Source organism: Aeromonas sp. 1HA1, assembly GCF_029237385.1.
Taxonomy (GTDB): Bacteria; Pseudomonadota; Gammaproteobacteria; order Enterobacterales; family Aeromonadaceae; genus Aeromonas; species Aeromonas popoffii.
This window is the reverse complement of record NZ_JAACGC010000039.1, coordinates 20,283-40,820: the sequence shown is the minus strand read 5'-3', so window position 1 is coordinate 40,820 and position 20,538 is coordinate 20,283. Positions and strand designations below refer to the sequence as shown.

Genomic DNA, 20,538 nt, shown 5'->3' with positions numbered 1-20,538 from the left:
GAACAGGGATTGCAGGCTGGAGCTCACTCTGGGAAGGCTGGCAAACACTGCAAAGTAAACTGGACGGCTTTATTGCCGCCAAAGAGATGATGGCTTCGGGGATCAAGATCTGATCAAGAGACAGGCACTGATTATCACCAGCCCACAAACGCTCATTCCACCGCGATCGCCTGATTACACGTCGCTAATCAGGCCTACAAAAGAGAGTGACTCGCCACAGTCCTTCAGGGTCGGGCTCCTCTTGGGGAGCCCGTATTGGCAGCTTAAAGGTAGTCACCCACATATTCGGCCCACTATAAGTTTTATTTATGAATTTCCCAAAAATGGCACTTATATCGTGTAGACCCATGCCAATCAGAGTGCAACGGTAGCCTCTCCCCCGCAGTAAGGCGGTTGTCATATACTCTTCCGCTTCAATGACACGCCGGGGAGGCGTTGATATGCAGTCACAGACTCACACTTTTCTTATCAATGGCAGCCCGCTGCCCTGCCTGCGAGCCGGATCGGGCGAGCCGCTACTGCTGATCCACGGCGCACTGGCCAACCATACCCTCTGGCTCGAACATATCGAGCAACTCTCACCCCACTACACCGTCTATACCCCGACCCTGCGTCACTTTGGCGAGGCGGGCAAAGAGGGGCCTTTCGGTCTTGAGACTCACGCCAGCGATCTGCTTGCCCTGCTGGAACAATTGCCGTGCGGGCCAGTGCATCTGGCGGGCTGGTCATACGGGGCGGATGTTGCCCTGACCGCCGCCTTGATGGCACCGGAGCGATTCCAAAGCCTCTATCTGGTGGAGCCGGGTTGCCCGGGAACGCTGGATGAGCATGCCATGGCTGCCTTTATGGCCGATGCCGGAGCCATGTTTGGCCCCGTGTTTGGTCAGGTTGGGGAAGGGTTGCTGCAAGAGGCCGTGGCGACCCTGATCGATGGCTCGGGCGGTCATGCAGGCTATTTTTCAGCGCAGCCGCTCAAGTGGCAGCAGGCGCAGCTGGCAGAGGCCGCCAGCCTGCCCAAGCAACTGAGCCAGCGCGAGCGGCCGGATTGGTCGCCAGAGCGCCTTGCCGGGCTCAGCGTGCCCACCTGCATCGTGCAGGGCGCAGATACCAGAGCACTGTATGCGCTGGTCTGCGAGGCGCTTGGCAACGCCATTTCCGCCTGCACACGCCTGCTGGTGCCACACACAGGCCACCTCTACCCTATCGAGCAGCCCGCGCTGTTTGTACAGCATCTGCAACGCTGGCTCACCACACAGCGATAAGCAGGGATCCTTCCCGCCCAGCCGGGGTTATCTGTACCCCAGCCGTGCTGGGTGCAGGCCGAGCCAGCCAGGCTGCCATGAAAAAGCCCCGCATCGCGGGGCTGCTTGTTATCGACAGTAGCCAACTCAGTTGACGGCGACCGGCTCGCTCATGCTGGCGGGTAGCGGAGTCTGGAACTCGCGCTCGGCCTCGTCGAAGCGATCCACCATGGCCTTGGAGGGGGCCTTGTCCAGCAGGCTGAACACCAGGATCGCCAACCCGGAGAAGAGGAAGCCCGGGATGATTTCATACAGCCCCAGCCAGCCAAACTGCTTCCAGATGATGACGGTCAGGGCACCGACCAACATGCCCGCCAGGGCGCCATTGCGGGTCATGCGCGACCAGAGCACGGAGAGCAGCACCACGGGACCGAAGGCGGCACCGAAGCCAGCCCAGGCGTAGCTCACCAGCCCCAGCACCCGGTTCTCCGGGTTCATGGCAACACCGATGGCGACCACGGCGATGGCCAGCACCATCAGGCGGCCGACCCACACTAGCTCTTTCTGGGAGGCATTCTTGCGCAGGAACGGCTTGTAGAGATCTTCGGTGATGGCGCTGGAGCAGACCAGCAGCTGACAGCTGAGGGTACTCATCACGGCCGCCAGAATGGCGGAGAGCAGCACGCCGGCAATCCAGGGGTTGAACAGGATCTTGGAGAGCTCGATAAAGACCCGCTCCGGGTTGCCGGTGACACCGGCTGCGTGCTCGGTGAAGGTGGCAAAGTAGGAGAGGCCGAAGAAGCCGATGGCCACGGCGCCACCAAGGCAGAGCACCATCCAGGTCATGCTGATACGACGGGCATTGGCCATGGAGTGGTGGGAGTCCGCCGCCATGAAGCGCGCCAGTATGTGGGGCTGGCCGAAGTAGCCCAGACCCCAGGCCATCAGCGAAATGATGGCGATGAAGTCCAGGTTCTTGAACATGTCGAGGTTGCTGGCGTTCTGTGCCGCCACCTGCACCATGGCGGTGTCGATGCCGCCGACGGCAATGATGACGAATACCGGCGTCAGGATCAGGGCGAAGATCATCAGGGTGGCCTGCACCGTATCGGTCCAGCTCACCGCGAGGAAGCCGCCGAAGAAGGTGTAGGTGATGGTCGCTGCGGCACCGACCCAGAGGGCCGTCTCATAGTTCATGCCGAAGGTGCTCTCGAACAGGCGGGCACCGGCCACCACGCCGGAGGCGCAGTAGATGGTGAAAAACAGCAGGATCACCAGGGCGGAGAGGATGCGCAGCACACGGCTCTTGTCCTCGAAGCGGTAGGTAAAGTAGTCCGGCAGGGTCAGGGCGTTGCGGTTCTTCTCGGTGTGAACCCGCAGCCGTCCGGCAACCCAGCGCCAGTTGAGATAGGCCCCCAGGGTGAGGCCGATGGCGATCCAGCTCTCGGAGATACCGCCGATGAAGACGGCGCCCGGCAGGCCCATCAGGAGCCATCCGCTCATGTCGGAGGCCCCGGCGGAGAGGGCGGTGACCCAGCTCCCCATGCGGCGGCCGCCGAGAATATAGTCGTCAAAGTTGCGGGTGGCGCGATAGGCGATAAAACCTATCAGGACCATCCCGAGGATATACACCAAAAAGGTGATAAGCATTGGGGTGCTGGCTGTCATTCAAAACTCCATTAGGTAACGTGTGTACCCGTTCTGACGACGGGCTCTTCCTTAAAAAACCGCCCTAGCTTAATCAGCAGATCCCATGACCTCAACCACTTTTAACAAATAAAAAACACAATATAAACGTTTCATCTTTAACTAACGAACCACTCAAGGAGCAGTACGCCAGATTTTATCCTGATGCAGCAAACGCTTATCGGGTCGCCCTGCCCCATGCTCCTACCGGCATGGCGGTAAAAAAAGCCCCGACCAACGATCGGGGCTTGAGACGATGAACGACAGGATCAGCGATTGATGGCAATCGGCATGCCGCTGCGCTGCTCCAGCGCCTGCTTGACCAGCCGGGAGTCGCTGTCGGCATGGGCGATAAAGCGGGTCGCGGCCTGGGTCATGGGCAGCGGAGCAGGCAGGCTGGAATTGAACTCCTCCTGGCTGCGGGAGAGCGGCTGATGCACTTCCAGATAACGGCGACCATCCGGCTCGACGGTGGCCTTGATGGGCTGGTTGACGAACTGCACCCGCGCACCGACCGGTATCTTCCTGAACAGGTATTCGATGTCTTCGTTACGCAGACGCACGCAACCGTGGCTCACCCGCAGGCCGATGCCGAACTGGGCATTGGTGCCGTGAATGGCGTACATCTTGCCGATGTAGAGCGCAAACAGCCCCATGGGGTTGTCCGGGCCAGCGGGCCAGACTGCTGGCAGGCGCTCGCCACGGGCGGCATACTCGGCGTGCATCTTGGCGGTCGGGGTCCAGGTCGGGCCCGCCTTCTTGCGCTGCACGCTGGTCACCCAGTTTTCCGGGGTGTCGGTGCCGAGCTGGCCGATGCCGATGGGCAGCACTTCCACCACCTTCTTGCCTTTCGGGTAGTAGTAGAGGCGCATCTCGGCCACGTTCAGCACTATGCCCTCGCGCGGGGCATCCGGCAGGATCAGCTGATGCGGCACTATCAGCGTCTCACCGGTCTGCAGCAGCAGGGGATCCACTTTGGGGTTGGCCTCAAGCATGTTGGTAAGACCCAACTGGAATTTGGCGGCAACGGCTTCCAGCGGCTGGCCATTTTCCTCTGCCGGCACCACGTATTCCAGATTTTCACCCACCAGACGGCTGTTGGCCGCAGGCAGGGCATATTCAACAGCAAGCACTGGCGCGGCGGCCAGAACAAGGCTGCAGCACAGAGCAGCCGCACGATTGCGAAGGAGCTTCATAACTTTCCCATGATGATGACTTGATTGACGTCTCAGGGCTGACAGCTGATTCAAGAGGGATCAGGGGCGCGAAGAGAAGGCCGCCATTTTTCTCCTCTGCACACCAAATTTCAACTGGCAACTGGATACGGGTCGATGATTAATATGGCGTTTCCCCTGCCACCTCGACCCGTTTCCTCACTCCATTTGTCCCCTCTGCCAGGTGCGCATATCGTAACCTGTGGGAGATTGGTGCAACCGCAGATGAAATTGATCAATGATGGCGAAGATATGGTCGAAAACATCGGACTGGATCCCTTCGTAATCGGCCCAGGCGGTGGTCGCGGTAAAGCAATAGATCTCCAGCGGCAGACCGTCAGGGGTCGGTGCCAGCTGGCGCACTATCAGCGTCATGTCCTTACGAATACCGGTATGGGCCCGCAAGTAGGCATCCAGATAAGCGCGCAGCGTACCCAGGTTGGTGAGGTGACGCCCGTTGATGGGGCAGCTCAAGGCTTCGCTCAGCTGTTGGTTATAGGTGCTCAGCTCCTGCTCCTTGCGGCTGAGATAGGGCGCCAGCAGCTGGGCCTGCTTGAGCTGCATCTGCTCATCCACGGTCAGGAAGCGCACGCTGGTCATGTCGATATTGACGCTGCGCTTGATGCGACGGCCACCGGATTCTGTCATCCCCTGCCAGTTCTTGAAGGAGTCGGAGATGAGCGCATAGGTAGGAATAGTGGTGATGGTCTTGTCCCAGTTCGACACCTTGACGGTGGTGAGGCCGATATCGGTCACCTCGCCGTCGGCACCGTACTTGTCCATCTGCAGCCAGTCGCCAACGGTCAGCATGCGGTTGGCGGAGAGCTGGATCCCCGCGACCAGGCCGAGGATGGGATCCTTGAACACCAACATCAGCACGGCTGTCATGGCCCCCAGGCCGCTGAACAGGAACAGCGGTGACTTGCCGAGCAACATGGAGATCATCAGGATGCCGACCATGATGCTGCCGACCAGCTTGACCCCCTGGAAGATACCGCGCAGGGGCAGCTCCCGCCCGAGGCGGGGGGTATAGCGGCTCACCAACAGCATGCAGTCGAGCAGGGCAAACAGCGCCAGCAGCAGGAACAACAGGATCCATAACTGGGCCAGCATCTCGATCCAGTGCAGGCTCTCTGAGCTGCGCGGCAGCCAGATCTCGGCCTGACCGAGCAGCACGACCCCCTGAAACACCAGGGCGAGCCGGAAAAACAGGCGCTGCTGCAGCTGAGGCGGCAGCCACACCTGCTGGGTCTTGCCGAGGATGCCGACCAGCCGTACCAGCAGCACCCGGTGCAACAGCATGTGCAGTAGCAGCGCAGTAAGGACGATAAAGCCCAGAGCGATCACCAGTGCCATCAGACCGCTGACTTCGATCCCCATGTCGGTCAGCCAGTGAAAAAATATCTCCTTCATCCCTACCTCCAATGCGTGCAACAGTCGTCAGGGTACGTATCTACTATCCCATGTCAAATGACAAGCTGCTCATCCAGAGGCCGGAAACGACAACGCCCGGCATGAGCCGGGCGTTGATTGAGCGCGTAGGTGGCGTTAGCCGACCAAGCTCAGGGCATCGCGTGCGATCACCAACTCTTCGTTGGTGGGCATCACCAGCGCCAAGCGGCTGCCTTCGGCCGTGATGGGACCCTCGCCACCGAGCACGGCGGCATTGTTCGCTTCTTTATCGACCTTGAAGCCGAACAGGGCCAGACGATCCAGCACCATCTCGCGCACCATGGCGGCGTTTTCACCGATACCACCGGTGAACACCAGGGCGTCCAGACGACCCTCCATGGCGGCGGCATAGGCACCGACATACTTGGCCACCCGGTAGGTGAAGACATCCAGCGCACGCTTGGCGCCAGCGTCGCTCGCATAGTGGGTGGTGACATAGCGGCAGTCACTGCTCACTTCGGTCAGGCCCAGCAGACCGGACTCACGGGTGAGGGTGTGGTTGATCTCGTCCACGCTGTAACCGAGCTGGTCGTGCATGAAGAAGACGATCGCGGGGTCTATGTCGCCACAACGAGTGCCCATTGCCAGCCCTTCCAGCGGGGTCAGGCCCATGGAGGTGTCGACGGACTCGCCGTTCTTGATGGCGCAGACGGAGGCACCGTTGCCCAGGTGGCAGTTGATGATGTTGAGCTCGGTCAGCGGCTTGCCCAGTGCCTTGGCGGCCTCTTGTGCGATGAAGCGGTGGGAGGTGCCATGGGCGCCGTAACGACGGATGCCATTCTCTGTATAGAGCTTGTAGGGCAGTGCGTAGAGATAGGCTTCCTGCGGCAGAGTCTGATGGAAAGCGGTGTCGAAGACGGCCACGTTCTTCTCGACCAGGGCCGGGAAGACCTTGAGCGCGGCACGGATGCCGATGAGGTGCGCCGGGTTGTGCAGGGGAGCGAACGGAATGGCGGCTTCGATGCCGGCGATCACGCCATCATCGATGCGAACGGAGCGGGAGAACTGCTCGCCACCGTGCACGATGCGATGGCCGATGGCCACCAGCTGCTCGGCCAGAGAGGGATCCTGGGGCAGGATATGACCCACTATGTGGTCGAGGGCAGCCTGGTGTGCGGCGCCCGCTCCCAGCATGGCTTCGCCCTTGACCCCGTGGAGTTTCCATTTGATACGTGCATCATCCAGATTGAAGCATTCGGCCAGGCCGGACAGCATGTCCTCACCTGTTTCGGCGTCCATTACGGCAAATTTCAGGGAAGAGCTACCGCAGTTAAGGATCAATACCAACTTGCTCATGTTCTACATCTTCCTGTGCTTCGGCTTTGTGCCAACAGTGTCGTGTCATCCAGAAGTGGATGGGATTCCCCTGCCGGGGGCTTATGGTCGCAGGAAAGTGCGCCCAATTTTTCAATACGTTAAGTGCAGGTTCTGATGATGCCGTGCACTCATCTTCGCCATGCTGCGCCGGCGGTTACAGGCCAGCCAGCAGATCCCTGTGCACCTTGACCACCAGCTTCTTCACCTGAGCCGGCTGGTTGGGGGTACAGAGGGGGCGATGCAGCTCTCCCGGCCAGAAGATGGCGAAGTCGCCGGGCTGCAACGCCAGATAACTGGTCTGTTCGTCGTCGACGAACCAGAGATCGGGATGGGGATGATCGGCGCCTGCATTGACATAGGCATGAGGCCCGACACCTATCCACTCTTCACCGCGCAGCAGCAGCTGGATATCCAGATACTGCTGATGGAACTCGCCACGGCGATCCGCTGCCGGCTCGGTCAGCTCTTCACTCACCAGACAGAACAGCGTGAGGCCGTCGATCTCTGTCTTGCCGAGCGACGCATTCAGCCACTATTCCACGCTCTTCACCACCTCGACCATGATGCGATCCAGCGGGGTGGGCAGCGGCGTGCGCTGCAGGGTATTCAGACTGCCGGTAATCATGGCGAGCGGATCCTTAGGTGTATTCCGGCAACATCTTTGCCGCAAAATGAAAAAGGACCCTGTTCAGGTCCTTGTGTCACACCGTCTGCAATCCGTGCAGACAAGAGTCGAGCATGTGCTCGTGCCGAGCGTGATGAGGGCACTGTTACACACTCATCCGCAGCTTGCCAAGAGGCGCAAGCGTATTCGCCCAGTGATCGTACCAGCTGAAACAATATTATTCACTACTCCATCGCCGTCGACTTTGACCAGACGCAAAAACGGGAGCATCTGCTCCCGTTTTTTTCGCACAACCGGTGTCATTCAAACCTTGCGGGCGTTTTCCACCGGCTTGGCGTACATGGCGCGCCAGATGCTCTTGTGCTCTTCAGGTACCTCTGACTGACGGGTCAGGAAGGCCGCCTGCTCTATGGTATTGGCCTTGCCGGACACATCTGCAGCCAGATAGTTGCCCGGGAAGAGGCGATAGTTGCCCCAGATCGCCTTGTCGATCAGCGCCGCCAGTTCGTCCGGATCGCTGAAGCCCTCGGTGATGGGGGCGCCGAAGGAGACATGTACCCGCCCCTTCTGGCCGACGATGCCGGCGACTATGCTTTCGATGTCCTCGAACTCGCCCTTCTCGTAGCTGCCGTTGACTGACTTCTCGTACAACTCGCGCGCCTTGGCCTTGTCGGTGGGATCCACCTCGTAGCTGATGCTGACCGGCACTATGTTGAGGCTGCGCATGTAGTCGACGAAGTCGATTTTCTGCTTCTTGCCGTCCACATAGAACATCTTGAGGATGGCCGGATCCGTCTTGTCATCGCCATTCTTGGCGCGCCCTTCCTTCTGGGCGATCCAGATGGAGTGACCCTCGTGCACCGACTGGCCGATATAGGCGGACAGCTCGCCGAGCATTTTCATCATCTCCCGCGGCCCCTTGGCGGAGCGCTTGACGATGAAGCTCTTGTTGAGCTTCATCAACTCGGTGGCGCAGGGTTTGCGCAGCAGGTTGTCACCGATGGCGATGCGCACCGTATCAAACCCATGGGTGTGCAGCCCCCAGTTGACGAACGCCGGATCCATGGCGATGTCCCTGTGGTTGGAGACTAACAGATAGCCCTGCTCTTTCTTGAGGTGTTCGAGGCCGGAGAAGGTCACGCCCTTGGTGGAGGTGGCTATCATGCGGGACATGTAATGGGTCACCCCCATCTGCACCTGATGAATGGTGGTCACCTTGTACCACTTGTAGCGCAGGAATTGGCGGATCAGCGGGCGAATGGCCCAGCCAAGCCAGCTCATCAGGGAGCCGAAACGATACTTGGCGATGGCGCCGATAAATTCATCATCCTGGATCAGCCGTTCTATGGCTGCCGGCACTTCTTCATCGCGGTAGGGGCGAATGTCCGCGAATCTATCTACTTCAGTCACAATGTCAGCCTTGCGTGTAAGGAGCCGCGGCCAACCGAGTTGGCCGGGAAATTCAGGGCGCAATTTTACACGCTTTTATGCCAAGGGGTATGTGATGTGCGCAGATAGTGAGATCTGACCAGTGAAATGAACAAATGGCCCCGTTCGGGCCATTTTTTCAAGCTTCCACTGTGAACGAGACCATCATACCTGTGTCCTCGTGCTCCAGCAGGTGGCAGTGCGCCATGTAGGCGCGTTCCCTGGGCGCCGGGTGATCGAAACGCACCAGCACCTAACTGCGCCCACCCTCGACATTCACAATGTCCTTCCAGCCGGCACGGTGGGGCGCCACCGGCTGGCCGTTCTCGCTCAGGATCCGGAAACGGGTGCCATGGATATGGAAGGGGTGCAGCATCATGTCCCCCTCCCCCGAGATGATCCAGCGCTCGGTCTGGCCCAGCTTGACCGCAAACTGCGGGTCATTCATGGCAAAGGGCTGACCGTTGATCCGGTTGCCGCTGTGCAGATCCAGCGGCTTGGCACTGCCCTTGCCACCCTGCATCCCGGCCATGGTGCCTTGCATCCCAGCCATGGTGCCGTGCTGCATCTCCCCCGCAGGCATGACCATATCACCATGGTCCATCCCCGCCATACCACCGGCATCGCCTTGCGCTCCCTTCATCGCCCCCATCGCCATGCCCGCCTCGGCACTGCCATGATCCATGCTCATGCCCGCCATGGCAGCGTGACCATAGCGGCTCATCAGCGCCTGCATCCCCTGCCGGTCCAACTCGGGATCCATCGACAGCGTCAGGGTACGGCTCGCCAGCCCCTGCCACTCGGGCAGCACGGGCAAGGCGGCATCGAACGGCGCCAGCGTCATCCCCATCTGGCGCACCGGCAGAGAGATCAGATCGAACGGCTTGCCGTTGCGGGCATCCACCATCACCTCGAACCGCTCCCCCGGCAGCAACGCCAGCTCGCTTAGCACCACCGGCTCCGCCAGCAGACCGCCATCGCTGCCGATCACATAGAGTGCTCGCCCATCGCTGGCCGCCAGCGTGAGGGAGCGGGCATTGCAGCCGTTGAGCAGCCGCAACCTCAGCCAGCCACGGGGAGCGGCATGGCTCGGATACTCGACGCCATTGGTCAGCATCAGATCACCAAACCAGCCGACCGCCGCACTCAACACGTCCAGCTGGTAATCCAGCTGATCCTGGCCGTCCAGCCGCTTGTCCTGCAACACCAGCGGTATGTCGTCCAGCCCCCAACGCTGCGGCAGCGGCAGTCGCAGGCTCTCCTCATCGTCGAGAATGAAGAGCCCCGCCAGCCCCATGGCCACCTGATGACCGGTCTGGCCGTGGGTATGGGGGTGATACCAGCAGGTGGCGGCGGGTTGCTCGATGCGAAATGCCGCTCGCCACTGCTTGCCGGGGGGAATACTGGCCTGGGGGCCGCCATCTGCGGTGCCCGGCACCTCCAGCCCGTGCCAATGTACCGTGCTGGTCTCGGCCAGCCGGTTGCTGACGCAGATCCGTACCGCCTGCCCCTGCCGGGCTCGCAGCGTGGGGCCGAGCAGGTTGCCGTTATAGCCCCAGCTGTGGGTCGGCTGACGCCGCCAGTGCATCTGACCAGGCTGGGCGATCAGCTGGATCACCCCGCTTTCATCCGGTTCGAGCACGGCGGGAATGGGCAGGGCGGGCCGCTCGGCGGCGAAGGCCCGGCCCCACCAGGGCAGGGCGCCGGCTGCGCCGAGCGCGGTGGAGAGTTTGAGAAAATCGCGACGCTGCATGAGTCAATCCTCGTTGGCAGAAGCTGACCTTCAGCCTAAGCAGCCCCCCTATGGCAAGGTCAAGCCCTATCGGGCAGGATGACGGACAAACGCCAACTTGTCCGCTTGCCAGCAGGGCATCATACCCCTCAGGCCAGCGCCAGGCTGACCGCCGCCTCGGCGTGGATGGCCGTGGTGTCATAAAGCGGCACTGCAGCCTCGGCATCCCCCACCAGCAGGGCAATCTCGGTGCAACCGAGGATCACCGCCTGGGCACCCGCCTCGGCCAGCTCGGCGATGATGGCCAGGTACTCGACCCGCGACGATGCACGGATCTGCCCCAGACAGAGCTCGTCATAGATGATGCGGTGCACCCGCTCCCGCTGCGCCTCGCCGGGCACCAGCACCGTCAGCCCGAACTGATCCTGCAACCGCCCCTTGTAGAAATCCTGCTCCATGGTGAAGCGGGTGCCGAGCAGCCCGACCCTTTGTATCCCGCCCGCTTGCAGGCGACGGGCGGTGGCATCGGCGATATGGAGCAGCGGAATATCGATGGCAGCCTCAATCTCGGGCGCCACCTTGTGCATTGTGTTGGTGCCGATCAGCAGAAAATCGGCACCGCCTGCTTGCAGATCCCGCGCGGCCGCCGCCAGCAAGCGGGCGGTGGCGGGCCAGTCGCCGGCGTGTTGCAGACGCTCTATCTCGGCAAAATCGACGCTATTGACCAACACCCGCGCCGAGTGCAGGCCGCCGAGCCGAGCGCGCACGCCCCGGTTGAGCGCCTGATAGTAGCTGACGGTGGACTCCCAGCTCATACCACCCAACAGACCGATGCATTTCATGTGATCTCCTTGTACAAACCGAGCAGAAGGCGGCGCGCGTCACGTCGCACCGCCAATGGAATAAAAAAGGCCCCGCAGGGCCAACAAGACAGCCGGTAAAGGCCCGGGCTCACAGTCTGGCCCGAACTAAATCCAGATCATCAGCACGCAGGCCGCCGTGGCGAGCCCCATGCCCAGATTGAAACGACGCCAGCCACGGGCAGTGCGGATGATGCGGCGCACCTGGGCACCGAACAGCACCCAGAAGGCACCGGTATAGAGGCCAGTCACGAAAAAGATGCCGAGCACCCAGACCGCGGAGGGCCAGTAGGCCTCTCCCGCCAGGGTGAAGCCGCTGATGGCGGAAAGCGCCATCATCCAGGCCTTGGGATTGAGCAGTTGCAGCATGGCGCCCTGATGGGCAGGGATGAGCGGCCGGTTGCTCTGCGCCGGGCCGCTGGCGGTCGCCACCTTCCAGGCCAGCCAGAGCAGGTAGGCCGAGCCGATGAGCTTGAGGCCGTCGTGCAGCAGCGGCACCTTTTCAAACATGACGCCCAGCCCCAGCGCCGTGGCCAGGATCATCAGGTTGATCCCCCCGACGACCCCTACCAGCAGGGGAATGGTGCGGCGAAACCCCTGCGCCGCCCCGGCACTGGTGAGCAACATGTTGTTGGGGCCCGGCGTGGCGCAGGTGATGAGGGCAAAGCCCGCCAGGGGAAACACCCAGTTCAGATCCATCTCAACCTCTTGATGATACAAACGCCGGCTCGGCGGCAAGCCTTCTAATATGCAGAGCCAGCCCCGTGGCGACAAGTCAGAAATGGCTCTTTCTTGCCCGCCAGCACAGCGCGGCTCAATACCAGAGCATGACGACACAGAGCGCAGTCAGCACACCGAGGGAGCCGTTGAGGCGGCGCCAGCCCCGATCCGTGCTGATCCAGTTGCTCAGCTGATGGCCGAACAAGACCCAGACAAAGCAGACAGGCAGGGCAACCAGCACAAACATGGTCATCACGGCGAGCTGGCTCGGCCAGTAGCTGGCCCCGGTCAGGCTGAACAGACTGATGGCGGAGATCCCCATCATCCAGGCTTTGGGATTGAGAAACTGAAAACCCAGCCCTTCCAGCAGGGTCAGCGGACGGGCGCGTCGGGCCGGATCACCCGGTGTACCAGCCACGGCGATACGCCACGCCAGCAGCAGCAGATAGAGGCTGCCGAAGATCTGCAACCCCAGCCGCAGCAGGGGCCAACGCTCGAACAGAGGATAGAGCCCCAGCGCCAGCACCAGTTGCAGCACAGGCTGGCCCACCGCCACACCGATCAGGTGTGGCAGGGTGCGACGCACCCCGAAGTTGGCACCGGAGGCGGTCAGCATGAGGTTGTTGGGGCCTGGCGTACCGCAGGTGAGCACGGCAAAGCCAAACAGGGTGGCATACCATTCGATCGTCATCATGACTCCTGAATTGCACACATTGTATCGATACAATGTGCCATTCTTGATTGTTATTGAGTGTTTATTCACGCTATATTGCGAACAAATTTGGATCAATGGATTTATTGTCACCATGACAATCTGGACCCCGGACCTGACCTCCTTCGATGGCCCCCTCTATCTCAAACTGGTGAAAGCCATAGAGCAGGCCATTCAGAATGGCACCCTGTCACCACAGACCCGCTTGCCTACCCACAGGGCCCTGGCGGATCGGCTGGGCGTCACGGTCGGCACAGTCACCCGCGCCTATGGCGAGGCGGAGCGACGCGGCCTGCTGGCCGCCAAGGTGGGACACGGCACCTGGGTCAAGGAAGCGGGCATGGATCCGGCCAACGAGTGGGTGATCCGCAAGGAGGAGGGGCACCGCATCGAGTTGTGGCAGAACCTGCCGGTGCAGCTGGACAGGGCCGCCATCATACGTCCCATGCTGGGGGAGCTGGCCAACGGGGATCTCAATGCCCTGCTCGGCTACGACAAGGAGGCAGGCCAGCCCGGTCAGCGTCAGCTGTTCATCGACTGGCTGGCCGAGCAGGGGGTACACGGCAGCGAGGAGCGCCTGCTGTTCAGCCACGGCGCCCAGCACGGCATCATGCTCTCCCTGCTGGCCACCGGCTGCGTGGGGGAGACCATTTTATGCGAGGGGCTCAGCTATCCCGGCATGTTGGGCAATGCCCGCCAGTTGCAGAATCAGGTAGTGGGACTGGCGATGGACGAGGAGGGGTTGATCCCCGCGGCGCTGGAGGCCGCCTGTCGCACGCGGCGAGCCAAGCTGCTCTACCTCACCCCCACATTGCAAAATCCCACCACCGCCATCATGAGCCAGGCGCGGCGCGAAGCCGTCGTCGCCATCGCCCGCCGCCACGATCTGCTGATCATCGAGGATGACGTCAACGGCCTGCTGCCCCAGATCCCGGTGGCGCCCCTGATCAACCTGGCGCCGGAGCGGATCATCTATCTGGGCAGCCTGGCCAAGATCGCCTGCGGCGGCCTGCGGGTCGGCTTCGTGCTGGCGCCGCCCGCCCTGCGCAACGCCTTCGCCCAGGCGATGCGACTGTCGAGCTGGATGGTGAGTCCACTCTTGATCGAGCTGGCCTGCAAGCTGGTGAGCCAGCGCCAGATCATGCCATTGGTCGAGCAGCAGCGGCAGATCCTGGCACGTCGCGGCGAGCTGCTGCGCCACCTGCTGCCGGGAGCACACTGGCAGGCGGGATCCATGCACGCCTGGCTGCCGCTACCGGAACCCTGGCGCAGCCAGGCGTTCGCCGAGGCCGCCAACGCCCTTGACGTCGGGGTGGCGAGCGGGGAACACTTCGCCGCCGGCCAATTCGCCGCGCCGCAAGGGGTAAGGCTGAGCCTGAGCCAACCGGCCACGGATGCCCGCGTCGCCGAGGGGCTGGAGCGGCTGGCACAGCTGCTGCGGGGCTCCCCGCCCCCCAATCCCCTGCTATAAGCCACTGTTTGGCCCTATACGCCCAGATCTGTGGGGCCCCGCCTGATCCGCCAGAACGACGGCCCCTTCTCCGCCAAAGGTCCAGGCCTGGAACAGGCCAGCCGCGACTACCTCACCAACGACTATGGCGCTGTGGTGGCCTATGCCCCCGCACTGGGCACAGGCCCTCTGGATCCGGCCCTGCCCCTGCGTTTTCAGGGGCAGGGCATAGCGCCGAGCAAGCTGCCGGTGGGCGAGCTGTGGACTGGCCCAGGGGGGAGAGTGGGATCCCGCCTGGGAAACGAAATTGGCACAGACGCCCGCCTATGGGGGAGCTGTGGTCTTTCTCATCAATCCTCCGCGATCTTGACCGGAGGAGAGATTGACCCAGGATCGTGGCTGGGCGATAAAAACTAGATCTCTTTGAATCCATCCGCGTACCATACTTCTTCGTAATGTGATCCCGCGAAGGAGTGCCAAAGATGCAGATCCTGTTGATCGAAGACGATGCCATGCTCAGCTCAGTCCTCTACAAGGGGCTGAATGAGCACGGTATTACGCCATCCCAACTGATCCACTGCAAGGAGCTCGCCACCCTGCCCACCCTGCTGCGTCAGCAGTCGTTCGATGCCATCATCTGCCGCCAATATCACCATCAGGCTCATGAAGGGATCCGCTTGCTGCAAGAGGCGCACTATCTGGGCTTGCTCGAACCGGGCTGCGTGCTGCTGTTGCTGGATGAGGATGATGATCTGCTCCAGTATCCCCCTTCAGATCTCTACTTCCCGTTGCACCTGCCCATGCCCTTCACCACAGAGCAGTTGACGCTCTGCCTGCGCGATTTCGTGCTGCTGACCCGGCTGACCCGTCCCCTACCGGCCCCGATGAAGCTGAGAGAGTGGCATATCGGCTGCACCCTGTGTGAAGACCTGCTCTATCAGCAACAGCAGCACAAAGGGCTGGGCCCGCTGCTGGACAGGGTCAAGGGTTACATGTTGCTGCAGCAGCAGAATCACTTCCACGCCACCCAGCACTATGCCATGTGCACCAAGGAATACGACGCCTGGTGGCCGCGCAAGGGACTGATCCACTCACTGCTGGGATTGAACAAGCTGGAGAGCGCGCACAAGGATCTGGCCCGCTATCAGGAGCGGCTGCCGCCTAGCATACAGTTGGAGCTGAAGCTGGCCTGCCTGCTGCACGAGTCAAAGTGGGAATCTGCCTGGGAGGTGCTCAACCAGCTGCTGCACGAGCAACCCAGGCAGCCCGAGTGGCGCCAGGCCGCTATCCTGCTGGCCCTGCTACTCAAAGACGAGGGGAAGGCGCTTGAGCAGGCCAACGGCATCAGTTTGCGCTTCTTTTCTGAACACAAACTCCGGATATCTATCGAGAATTTCATTCTGAACGCCAGCCTGGCCGTGATCTGGCACTACCCCACGGCCGCCCGGATCAGCGCACTGCAGCAGGAGTATCAGTACCTCAGTCATGCCGTGGCCCTACGCGCCCATGAGAATGCCTTGCTGAAGGCCCTGATGCTGAGTCTGGATTACCGCTTCGACGAAGCCCTGGTGTTGCTGGCCAGACACCCGCCGGAGACAGCACGGGACAACCATCTCAACCAGCTGCTCGGTTTTGCCGTCAGCCAATTCTCAGGCCTGCCCCACCACGCCCAGCGCTACCTGAAACAGCTCAGCCAATATGAGGCCAAGGTGGCCCCGGCCCCCCTGATCCAGCAGCTGTTCAAGCAGGTGGTCACCGACCAGATGCTGCAACTGGAGCGCCGTGAACAGCGCCTGACCTATCTGCGCCAGGAGCGGCAAAGAGCGATTGTGGCCGACCAGCATCAGCTCGCGGTGCAGTATGCCTTGATCCTGCAGGAGGAGTTTCCGGCGCTGCCCGGCGATGCCTGGCAACTGCTGGAGTTGCTGCAACTGTGCTGGCCCGCCGGCATGCCAGCCCCCAAGGTGGCACTGCTGGTTGACCGCCTGGAGCGGCGTCTGACCCATAGCACCTCCTTCATGGAACACCATGCAGAGTTGTACCAGAAGACGCTGAAGCAGATCAGGTCACACCTGAACCCCCAATTGCCCGCCACTCCCCCCAACTAAGCCCGGCACAGGCTGGGCCTTGCTATCAGCCCCCCAGGCAGAGCACAATTTACAGCAGACCCCGTACCAGGATCCCGGCGATCAACAGCGGCGCCACCAGTCGCCAGCACCAGAGCAGACCGAAGCGCAATACGGGCGACAGGCCGGCGGGCAATATGCTGTCCCCCAGTCGCCAGCCCAGCAGCAGGGTCAGCACCAGGCCGAACAGCGGCATCATCAGGTTGGAGGTGAGGTAGTCGAGCAAGTCGAAGAGGGTCTTGCCAAACAGAGTCAGCTCGCTCCAGGGGCCGAACGACAGGCTGACTGGAATGCCGGAGGCCATGATGAGCAAAGTCAGCAGCCGGCTGGCGCCACGGCGGGACCAGCCCCACTCCTCGGTGGTGAAGCGCACCAGATGCTCCAGCATGGAGATGGAGGAAGAGAGCGCCGCCACCAGCAACAACAGGAAGAACACCACCCCCAGTCCCTGGCCAAACGGCAGATGGTTGAACACCGCGGGCATGGTCATGAAGGTGAGACCGGGACCTGCGGCAGGATCTATGCCGGTCGAGGCCAGCGCCGGGAAGATCATCAACCCCGCCAGCACAGAGATGAGGCTTGCCAGCGTCACCACCCAGACCCCGGAGCGCAGCACACCTTGGCTGTTGGGCAGGTAGGCGCCATAAGTGGTGTGCACGCCAAGACCGATGGAGAGAGAGAAGAAAGCCAGCCCCAGCGCATCCAGTACACTCTGGCCGGTCAGCATGGAAAAATCAGGCAGCAGCAGTTGGCGTACCCCGACCATGGAGCCGGGCATGGAGAGCCCCACCCCCACCAGCAGCAACATCATGATGAAGAGGGTCGGCATCATCCAGCGCAACGCCCGCTCTATCCCCTTCTGAATGCCACCCTGAACGAACCACCAGGTGAGCCCGGCGAACACCAGATGGGTCAGCACGGGCCACCAGGGATCGCTGACGTAGCCGTTGAACAGGGCGGTGAGGGCACTGCCCTCACTCAGGTTGAGCTTGCCCATCACAGCAAGCGCCGCGTAACCCACGGTCCAGCCGCCGACCACACTGTAGAAGCTGTAGATGAAGAAGCCGCACAATATCCCCATGTAGCCCATCCAGCGCCAGTTCGGTCCAACCAGCTTGTTGAAGGCGCCGAGCACCCCGCGCTGGCTACGGCTGCCGAGCAGGGTTTCCCCCACCAGCACGGCCACCCCCAGGGTGAAGCTGAACAACAGGAACACCAGCAGGAAGGCGCCACCGCCATTGGTGGCCGTCACATAGGGAAACTTCCAGATGGCGCCAAGACCGATCGCCGTGCCGGCCGCAGCCAACACATGACCAAGACGGGAAGACCACTGAACCTGGCTCATACAACCTCCGGGGAACGCAACATCAAATCGATACTCCATGGGTAAACATCAAACGGGCAACCACAAAAAAGGCCGCCTGTCGGCGACCCTTGCAATGAACATTCAGACAAACTGCACGTACAAGGTCACCTCTCCTGCGAGCGGAAAAATCGGCCTGACAGCGCGAAAACGGATGACATGAGTAGGATGGCCTGAACGCCAAAAAGGAGCCACAGCCTAAACTATGGAAAGAAAAATTGACACAATGAGAAGTAAAAATTTTCAACTTCCATTGAAAAACCTATATTCATCAATCACGGGCTCCCGATTGACCATGATAATGCCCCTGTGACCAGCCCTTTGGTTTAATCTTGATGCGTCAGTGACCTCCCGTCACCGATCAGGCAGATCGCCTGGTTCGGCCACTTGATTCAGCCTATGCAACAGGACAGTGCATGAAACGAACGCTGCTCATCGGAACACTCCTCAGCCTCAGCCTGACACTGTCGGCACAACCCTCGCTGACCCTGCTCAGCCATGAACTCGTGCCCTTTACTTACCACCATGATGGCCAGCTCGATGGGGTCGCCGTTCGCCTGATCCAGCAAATACAAGATGAACTGGGAGAAACATATCCCATCCGGATTTATCCCTTCAAACGGGCCCTGGCACTGACCAGGCTTGAGCCAGGATATGCGCTGTTTGTCACCCATTGGGCACCCGAGAGAGAGCCCCTCTTTAAATGGGTAGGGCCACTGTTTCTGAATAAAGTGATCATCTATCAACCCCCGTCACCCAGACACAAACTGAAGAGCCTCGACGGCTTGCGTCACTTGCCAAGGGTCGGGGTTGTGCTGGGTAATGCCGATGACGAACGACTCACCCGCGAGGGATATACCAATCTGGTGCGCTACCAAACCGTGGACGAAGCCTTGCAGCGCTTGGTACTGGGCAAAATTGATGCATTTCCAGTCGGCGAAATGGTGCTGGATGCCACCTTGGAACAGCGAGGGTTATCACATCGCATCGTGACAAACTCAGGTGTAGTGCTTCACGAATCATGGCTCTATCTCGCCTTTTCCAGGGATCAGGATGATGCAGTCATCGCCCGTTGGCAGTCCGCGCTCGACAGAGTCAGGTTGAAAAGTGGGAAGGGCTCGCTCCCCCCCCATCAAGATCGAACCTCATATCAAGCCGCGCAGCAGGATCCCGCCGATCAGTAACGGTGCCAGCCAGCGCCAGCAACCCATCACTAGGATACGCCAGTGTTGTGCCAATCCCCGGGGCAACGCCTGCTGACCCAGTTTCCAGCCCAGCAACAGGGTAAGCGCCAGCCCGAACATGGGCATCATCAGGTTGGAGGTGACAAAATCCAGCAGCTCGAAGATGTTCTTGCCAAACAGGGTCACATCCGCCCAGGGGCCGAACGACAGGCTGACGGGAATACCGTTCACCATCACCAGCGCGATGATCAGGCCGCAGGCCGCACGGCGTGACCAGCCAAAGCTCTCGCAGAGGAAGCACTGCAGATGCTCCAACAGCGAGATGGCAGAGGAGAGCGCAGCCACCACCAGCAGGGAGAAGAAGATCACCGCCAGCCCCTGGCCGAATGGCAACTTCTGGAACACCGCCGGCATGGTCATGAAGGTGAGGCCCGGGCCCGCAGCGGGATCTATGCCGGTCGCCGCCAATACGGGGAATATCATCAAGCCCGCCAGCACGGCGATGAGACTCGCCAGCAGCACCACCCAGAGGCTGGAACGGCCAACCCCGTCGCTGGAAGGCAAGTAGGCACCATAGGTGGTGTGAATACCGAGCCCGATGGAGAGGGAGAAAAAGGCCAACCCCATGGCATCGAGCACCCCGGACATGCCGAGTTTGCTGAAGTCCGGCATCAGGAAGTGGCGCACCCCGGCCATGGCATTGGGCAGGGTGAGGCCGAAGGCCACCAGCAGCAGTATCATGATGAACAGGGCCGGCATCATCCAGCGCAGGGTGCGCTCCACCCCCTGCTGCACGCCGCCCTGCACGAACCACCAGGTGAGGGCGGCAAACAGCAGGTGGGTCAGCACGGGCCAGAGCGGATCACCGACATAGTCGTTGAAGCGGGCAGTCAGTGCCGCGCCGTCTCCGTGCTGCAAACTACCCGCCAGCGCCATGCCGGTGTAACCCAGGGTCCAGCCACCCACCACGCTGTAGAAGCTGAAGATGAGCAGGCTACTGAGCAGCCCCATGGCCCCGACCCAGCGCCAGCGCTTGCCCATCAGCGCCCCGAAGGCCCCCACCACACCGCGCCGGCTCAGGCTGCCAAGCAGTGTCTCCCCCATCAGTACGGCCACCCCCAGGGTGAAGCTGAACAGCAAGAAGACCAGCAAGAAGGCACCGCCACCGTTGGCAGCCGTCACGTAGGGAAACTTCCAGATAGCGCCGAGACCGACGGCGGAGCCTGCGGCGGCCAGGATATAACCGAGCCGGGATGACCATTGGGACTGCTTCATAAGAACTCCAATACAGGTGCCCACAACCTGGGCCCGAAATGGCACCCAGAGTACGGTCAGGGCCCCGCAATCACAACGCCGCTTATCGGGCTAAAACACGATTTATTGGCATTAATACCTAATTAAATTCTATTTAACGCGCTATCGTGCCAA

The 20,538-nt window shown here is 61.2% G+C and carries 14 protein-coding genes and 3 pseudogenes; 5 read left to right on the top strand and 12 right to left on the bottom strand.

The window, feature by feature from the left end:
* Window positions 1-440: 440 nt before the first annotated feature.
* Complete coding sequence (locus GWQ22_RS13140; RefSeq protein ID WP_275930575.1) at window positions 441-1,262, top strand: alpha/beta hydrolase; 822 nt, start codon at window positions 441-443, stop codon at window positions 1,260-1,262.
* A gap of 126 nt (window positions 1,263-1,388) precedes the next feature.
* Here GWQ22_RS13140 and putP read toward each other — a convergent pair whose 3' ends face one another.
* The 10 genes and pseudogenes from putP to GWQ22_RS13090 form a co-directional block, all read right to left on the bottom strand.
* Window positions 1,389-2,909, bottom strand: a complete 1,521-nt coding sequence (putP, locus tag GWQ22_RS13135; RefSeq protein WP_042038522.1) for a sodium/proline symporter PutP — start codon at window positions 2,907-2,909, stop codon at window positions 1,389-1,391.
* Between the two features lie 287 nt (window positions 2,910-3,196).
* The gene (locus GWQ22_RS13130; protein ID WP_275930574.1) at window positions 3,197-4,123 is read right to left on the bottom strand and encodes a L,D-transpeptidase family protein; all 927 of its coding nucleotides are present in this window, start codon (window positions 4,121-4,123) and stop codon (window positions 3,197-3,199) included.
* Between the two features lie 177 nt (window positions 4,124-4,300).
* Window positions 4,301-5,554, bottom strand: a complete 1,254-nt coding sequence (locus GWQ22_RS13125; RefSeq protein ID WP_275930573.1) for a mechanosensitive ion channel domain-containing protein — start codon at window positions 5,552-5,554, stop codon at window positions 4,301-4,303.
* A gap of 135 nt (window positions 5,555-5,689) precedes the next feature.
* Complete coding sequence (locus GWQ22_RS13120) at window positions 5,690-6,889, bottom strand: acetate kinase (RefSeq protein WP_275930572.1); 1,200 nt, start codon at window positions 6,887-6,889, stop codon at window positions 5,690-5,692.
* Between the two features lie 175 nt (window positions 6,890-7,064).
* Window positions 7,065-7,535: pseudogene (locus GWQ22_RS13115) on the bottom strand (YhcH/YjgK/YiaL family protein).
* A gap of 303 nt (window positions 7,536-7,838) precedes the next feature.
* Entirely contained in the window at window positions 7,839-8,945 is a 1,107-nt protein-coding gene (locus GWQ22_RS13110) for a 1-acyl-sn-glycerol-3-phosphate acyltransferase (RefSeq protein WP_042038528.1), read from the bottom strand.
* A gap of 157 nt (window positions 8,946-9,102) precedes the next feature.
* Window positions 9,103-10,716: pseudogene (gene cueO / locus GWQ22_RS13105) on the bottom strand (multicopper oxidase CueO).
* A 128-nt stretch (window positions 10,717-10,844) separates the two neighbouring features.
* Window positions 10,845-11,537 carry an aspartate/glutamate racemase family protein gene (locus GWQ22_RS13100; RefSeq protein WP_275930571.1) on the bottom strand — a complete coding sequence of 231 codons (693 nt, stop codon included), beginning with the start codon at window positions 11,535-11,537 and terminating at the stop codon, window positions 10,845-10,847.
* A gap of 126 nt (window positions 11,538-11,663) precedes the next feature.
* Entirely contained in the window at window positions 11,664-12,254 is a 591-nt protein-coding gene (locus GWQ22_RS13095) for a LysE family translocator (protein ID WP_042038532.1), read from the bottom strand.
* Between the two features lie 115 nt (window positions 12,255-12,369).
* Window positions 12,370-12,966: a LysE family translocator gene (locus tag GWQ22_RS13090; RefSeq protein WP_042038533.1), complete on the bottom strand. Its 597-nt coding sequence runs from the start codon at window positions 12,964-12,966 to the stop codon at window positions 12,370-12,372.
* Between the two features lie 115 nt (window positions 12,967-13,081).
* On the opposite strand from GWQ22_RS13090, the gene GWQ22_RS13085 reads away from it, so the two are divergent.
* The 3 genes and pseudogenes from GWQ22_RS13085 to GWQ22_RS13075 all read left to right on the top strand — a co-directional run bounded on the left by GWQ22_RS13085 (window position 13,082) and on the right by GWQ22_RS13075 (window position 16,545).
* Window positions 13,082-14,458 (top strand): PLP-dependent aminotransferase family protein, encoded by a 1,377-nt coding sequence (locus tag GWQ22_RS13085; protein ID WP_212512793.1) that lies wholly within the window; start codon window positions 13,082-13,084, stop codon window positions 14,456-14,458.
* A 241-nt stretch (window positions 14,459-14,699) separates the two neighbouring features.
* Window positions 14,700-14,807 (top strand): annotated as a pseudogene (locus GWQ22_RS13080) (DUF3142 domain-containing protein); the annotation flags it as partial.
* 112 nt (window positions 14,808-14,919) lie between these two features.
* Entirely contained in the window at window positions 14,920-16,545 is a 1,626-nt protein-coding gene (locus GWQ22_RS13075; protein ID WP_275930570.1) for a hypothetical protein, read from the top strand.
* 49 nt (window positions 16,546-16,594) lie between these two features.
* Here GWQ22_RS13075 and GWQ22_RS13070 read toward each other — a convergent pair whose 3' ends face one another.
* A complete protein-coding gene (locus GWQ22_RS13070) occupies window positions 16,595-17,908 on the bottom strand; it encodes a sodium-dependent transporter (protein ID WP_212512791.1) in 1,314 nt (437 codons plus the stop codon).
* 434 nt (window positions 17,909-18,342) lie between these two features.
* Here GWQ22_RS13070 and GWQ22_RS13065 point away from each other — a divergent pair, with 434 nt between their 5' ends.
* The gene (locus GWQ22_RS13065) at window positions 18,343-19,110 is read left to right on the top strand and encodes a transporter substrate-binding domain-containing protein (RefSeq protein ID WP_275930569.1); all 768 of its coding nucleotides are present in this window, start codon (window positions 18,343-18,345) and stop codon (window positions 19,108-19,110) included.
* Here the strand turns inward: GWQ22_RS13065 and GWQ22_RS13060 are convergent.
* Window positions 19,072-20,385, bottom strand: a complete 1,314-nt coding sequence (locus GWQ22_RS13060) for a sodium-dependent transporter (protein WP_275930568.1) — start codon at window positions 20,383-20,385, stop codon at window positions 19,072-19,074. The two genes, GWQ22_RS13065 and GWQ22_RS13060, sit on opposite strands and share 39 nt — an antisense overlap.
* Between the last annotated feature and the right edge of the window lie 153 nt (window positions 20,386-20,538).

Coding starts and splice junctions, on each gene's coding strand:
- GWQ22_RS13140 (WP_275930575.1), top strand. CDS start 441: ATGCAGTCACAGACTCACACTTTTCTTATCAATGGCAGCCCGCTGCCC.
- putP (WP_042038522.1), bottom strand. CDS start 2,909: ATGACAGCCAGCACCCCAATGCTTATCACCTTTTTGGTGTATATCCTC.
- GWQ22_RS13130 (WP_275930574.1), bottom strand. CDS start 4,123: ATGAAGCTCCTTCGCAATCGTGCGGCTGCTCTGTGCTGCAGCCTTGTT.
- GWQ22_RS13125 (WP_275930573.1), bottom strand. CDS start 5,554: ATGAAGGAGATATTTTTTCACTGGCTGACCGACATGGGGATCGAAGTC.
- GWQ22_RS13120 (WP_275930572.1), bottom strand. CDS start 6,889: ATGAGCAAGTTGGTATTGATCCTTAACTGCGGTAGCTCTTCCCTGAAA.
- GWQ22_RS13100 (WP_275930571.1), bottom strand. CDS start 11,537: ATGAAATGCATCGGTCTGTTGGGTGGTATGAGCTGGGAGTCCACCGTC.
- GWQ22_RS13095 (WP_042038532.1), bottom strand. CDS start 12,254: ATGGATCTGAACTGGGTGTTTCCCCTGGCGGGCTTTGCCCTCATCACC.
- GWQ22_RS13090 (WP_042038533.1), bottom strand. CDS start 12,966: ATGACGATCGAATGGTATGCCACCCTGTTTGGCTTTGCCGTGCTCACC.
- GWQ22_RS13085 (WP_212512793.1), top strand. CDS start 13,082: ATGACAATCTGGACCCCGGACCTGACCTCCTTCGATGGCCCCCTCTAT.
- GWQ22_RS13075 (WP_275930570.1), top strand. CDS start 14,920: ATGCAGATCCTGTTGATCGAAGACGATGCCATGCTCAGCTCAGTCCTC.
- GWQ22_RS13070 (WP_212512791.1), bottom strand. CDS start 17,908: ATGAGCCAGGTTCAGTGGTCTTCCCGTCTTGGTCATGTGTTGGCTGCG.
- GWQ22_RS13065 (WP_275930569.1), top strand. CDS start 18,343: ATGAAACGAACGCTGCTCATCGGAACACTCCTCAGCCTCAGCCTGACA.
- GWQ22_RS13060 (WP_275930568.1), bottom strand. CDS start 20,385: ATGAAGCAGTCCCAATGGTCATCCCGGCTCGGTTATATCCTGGCCGCC.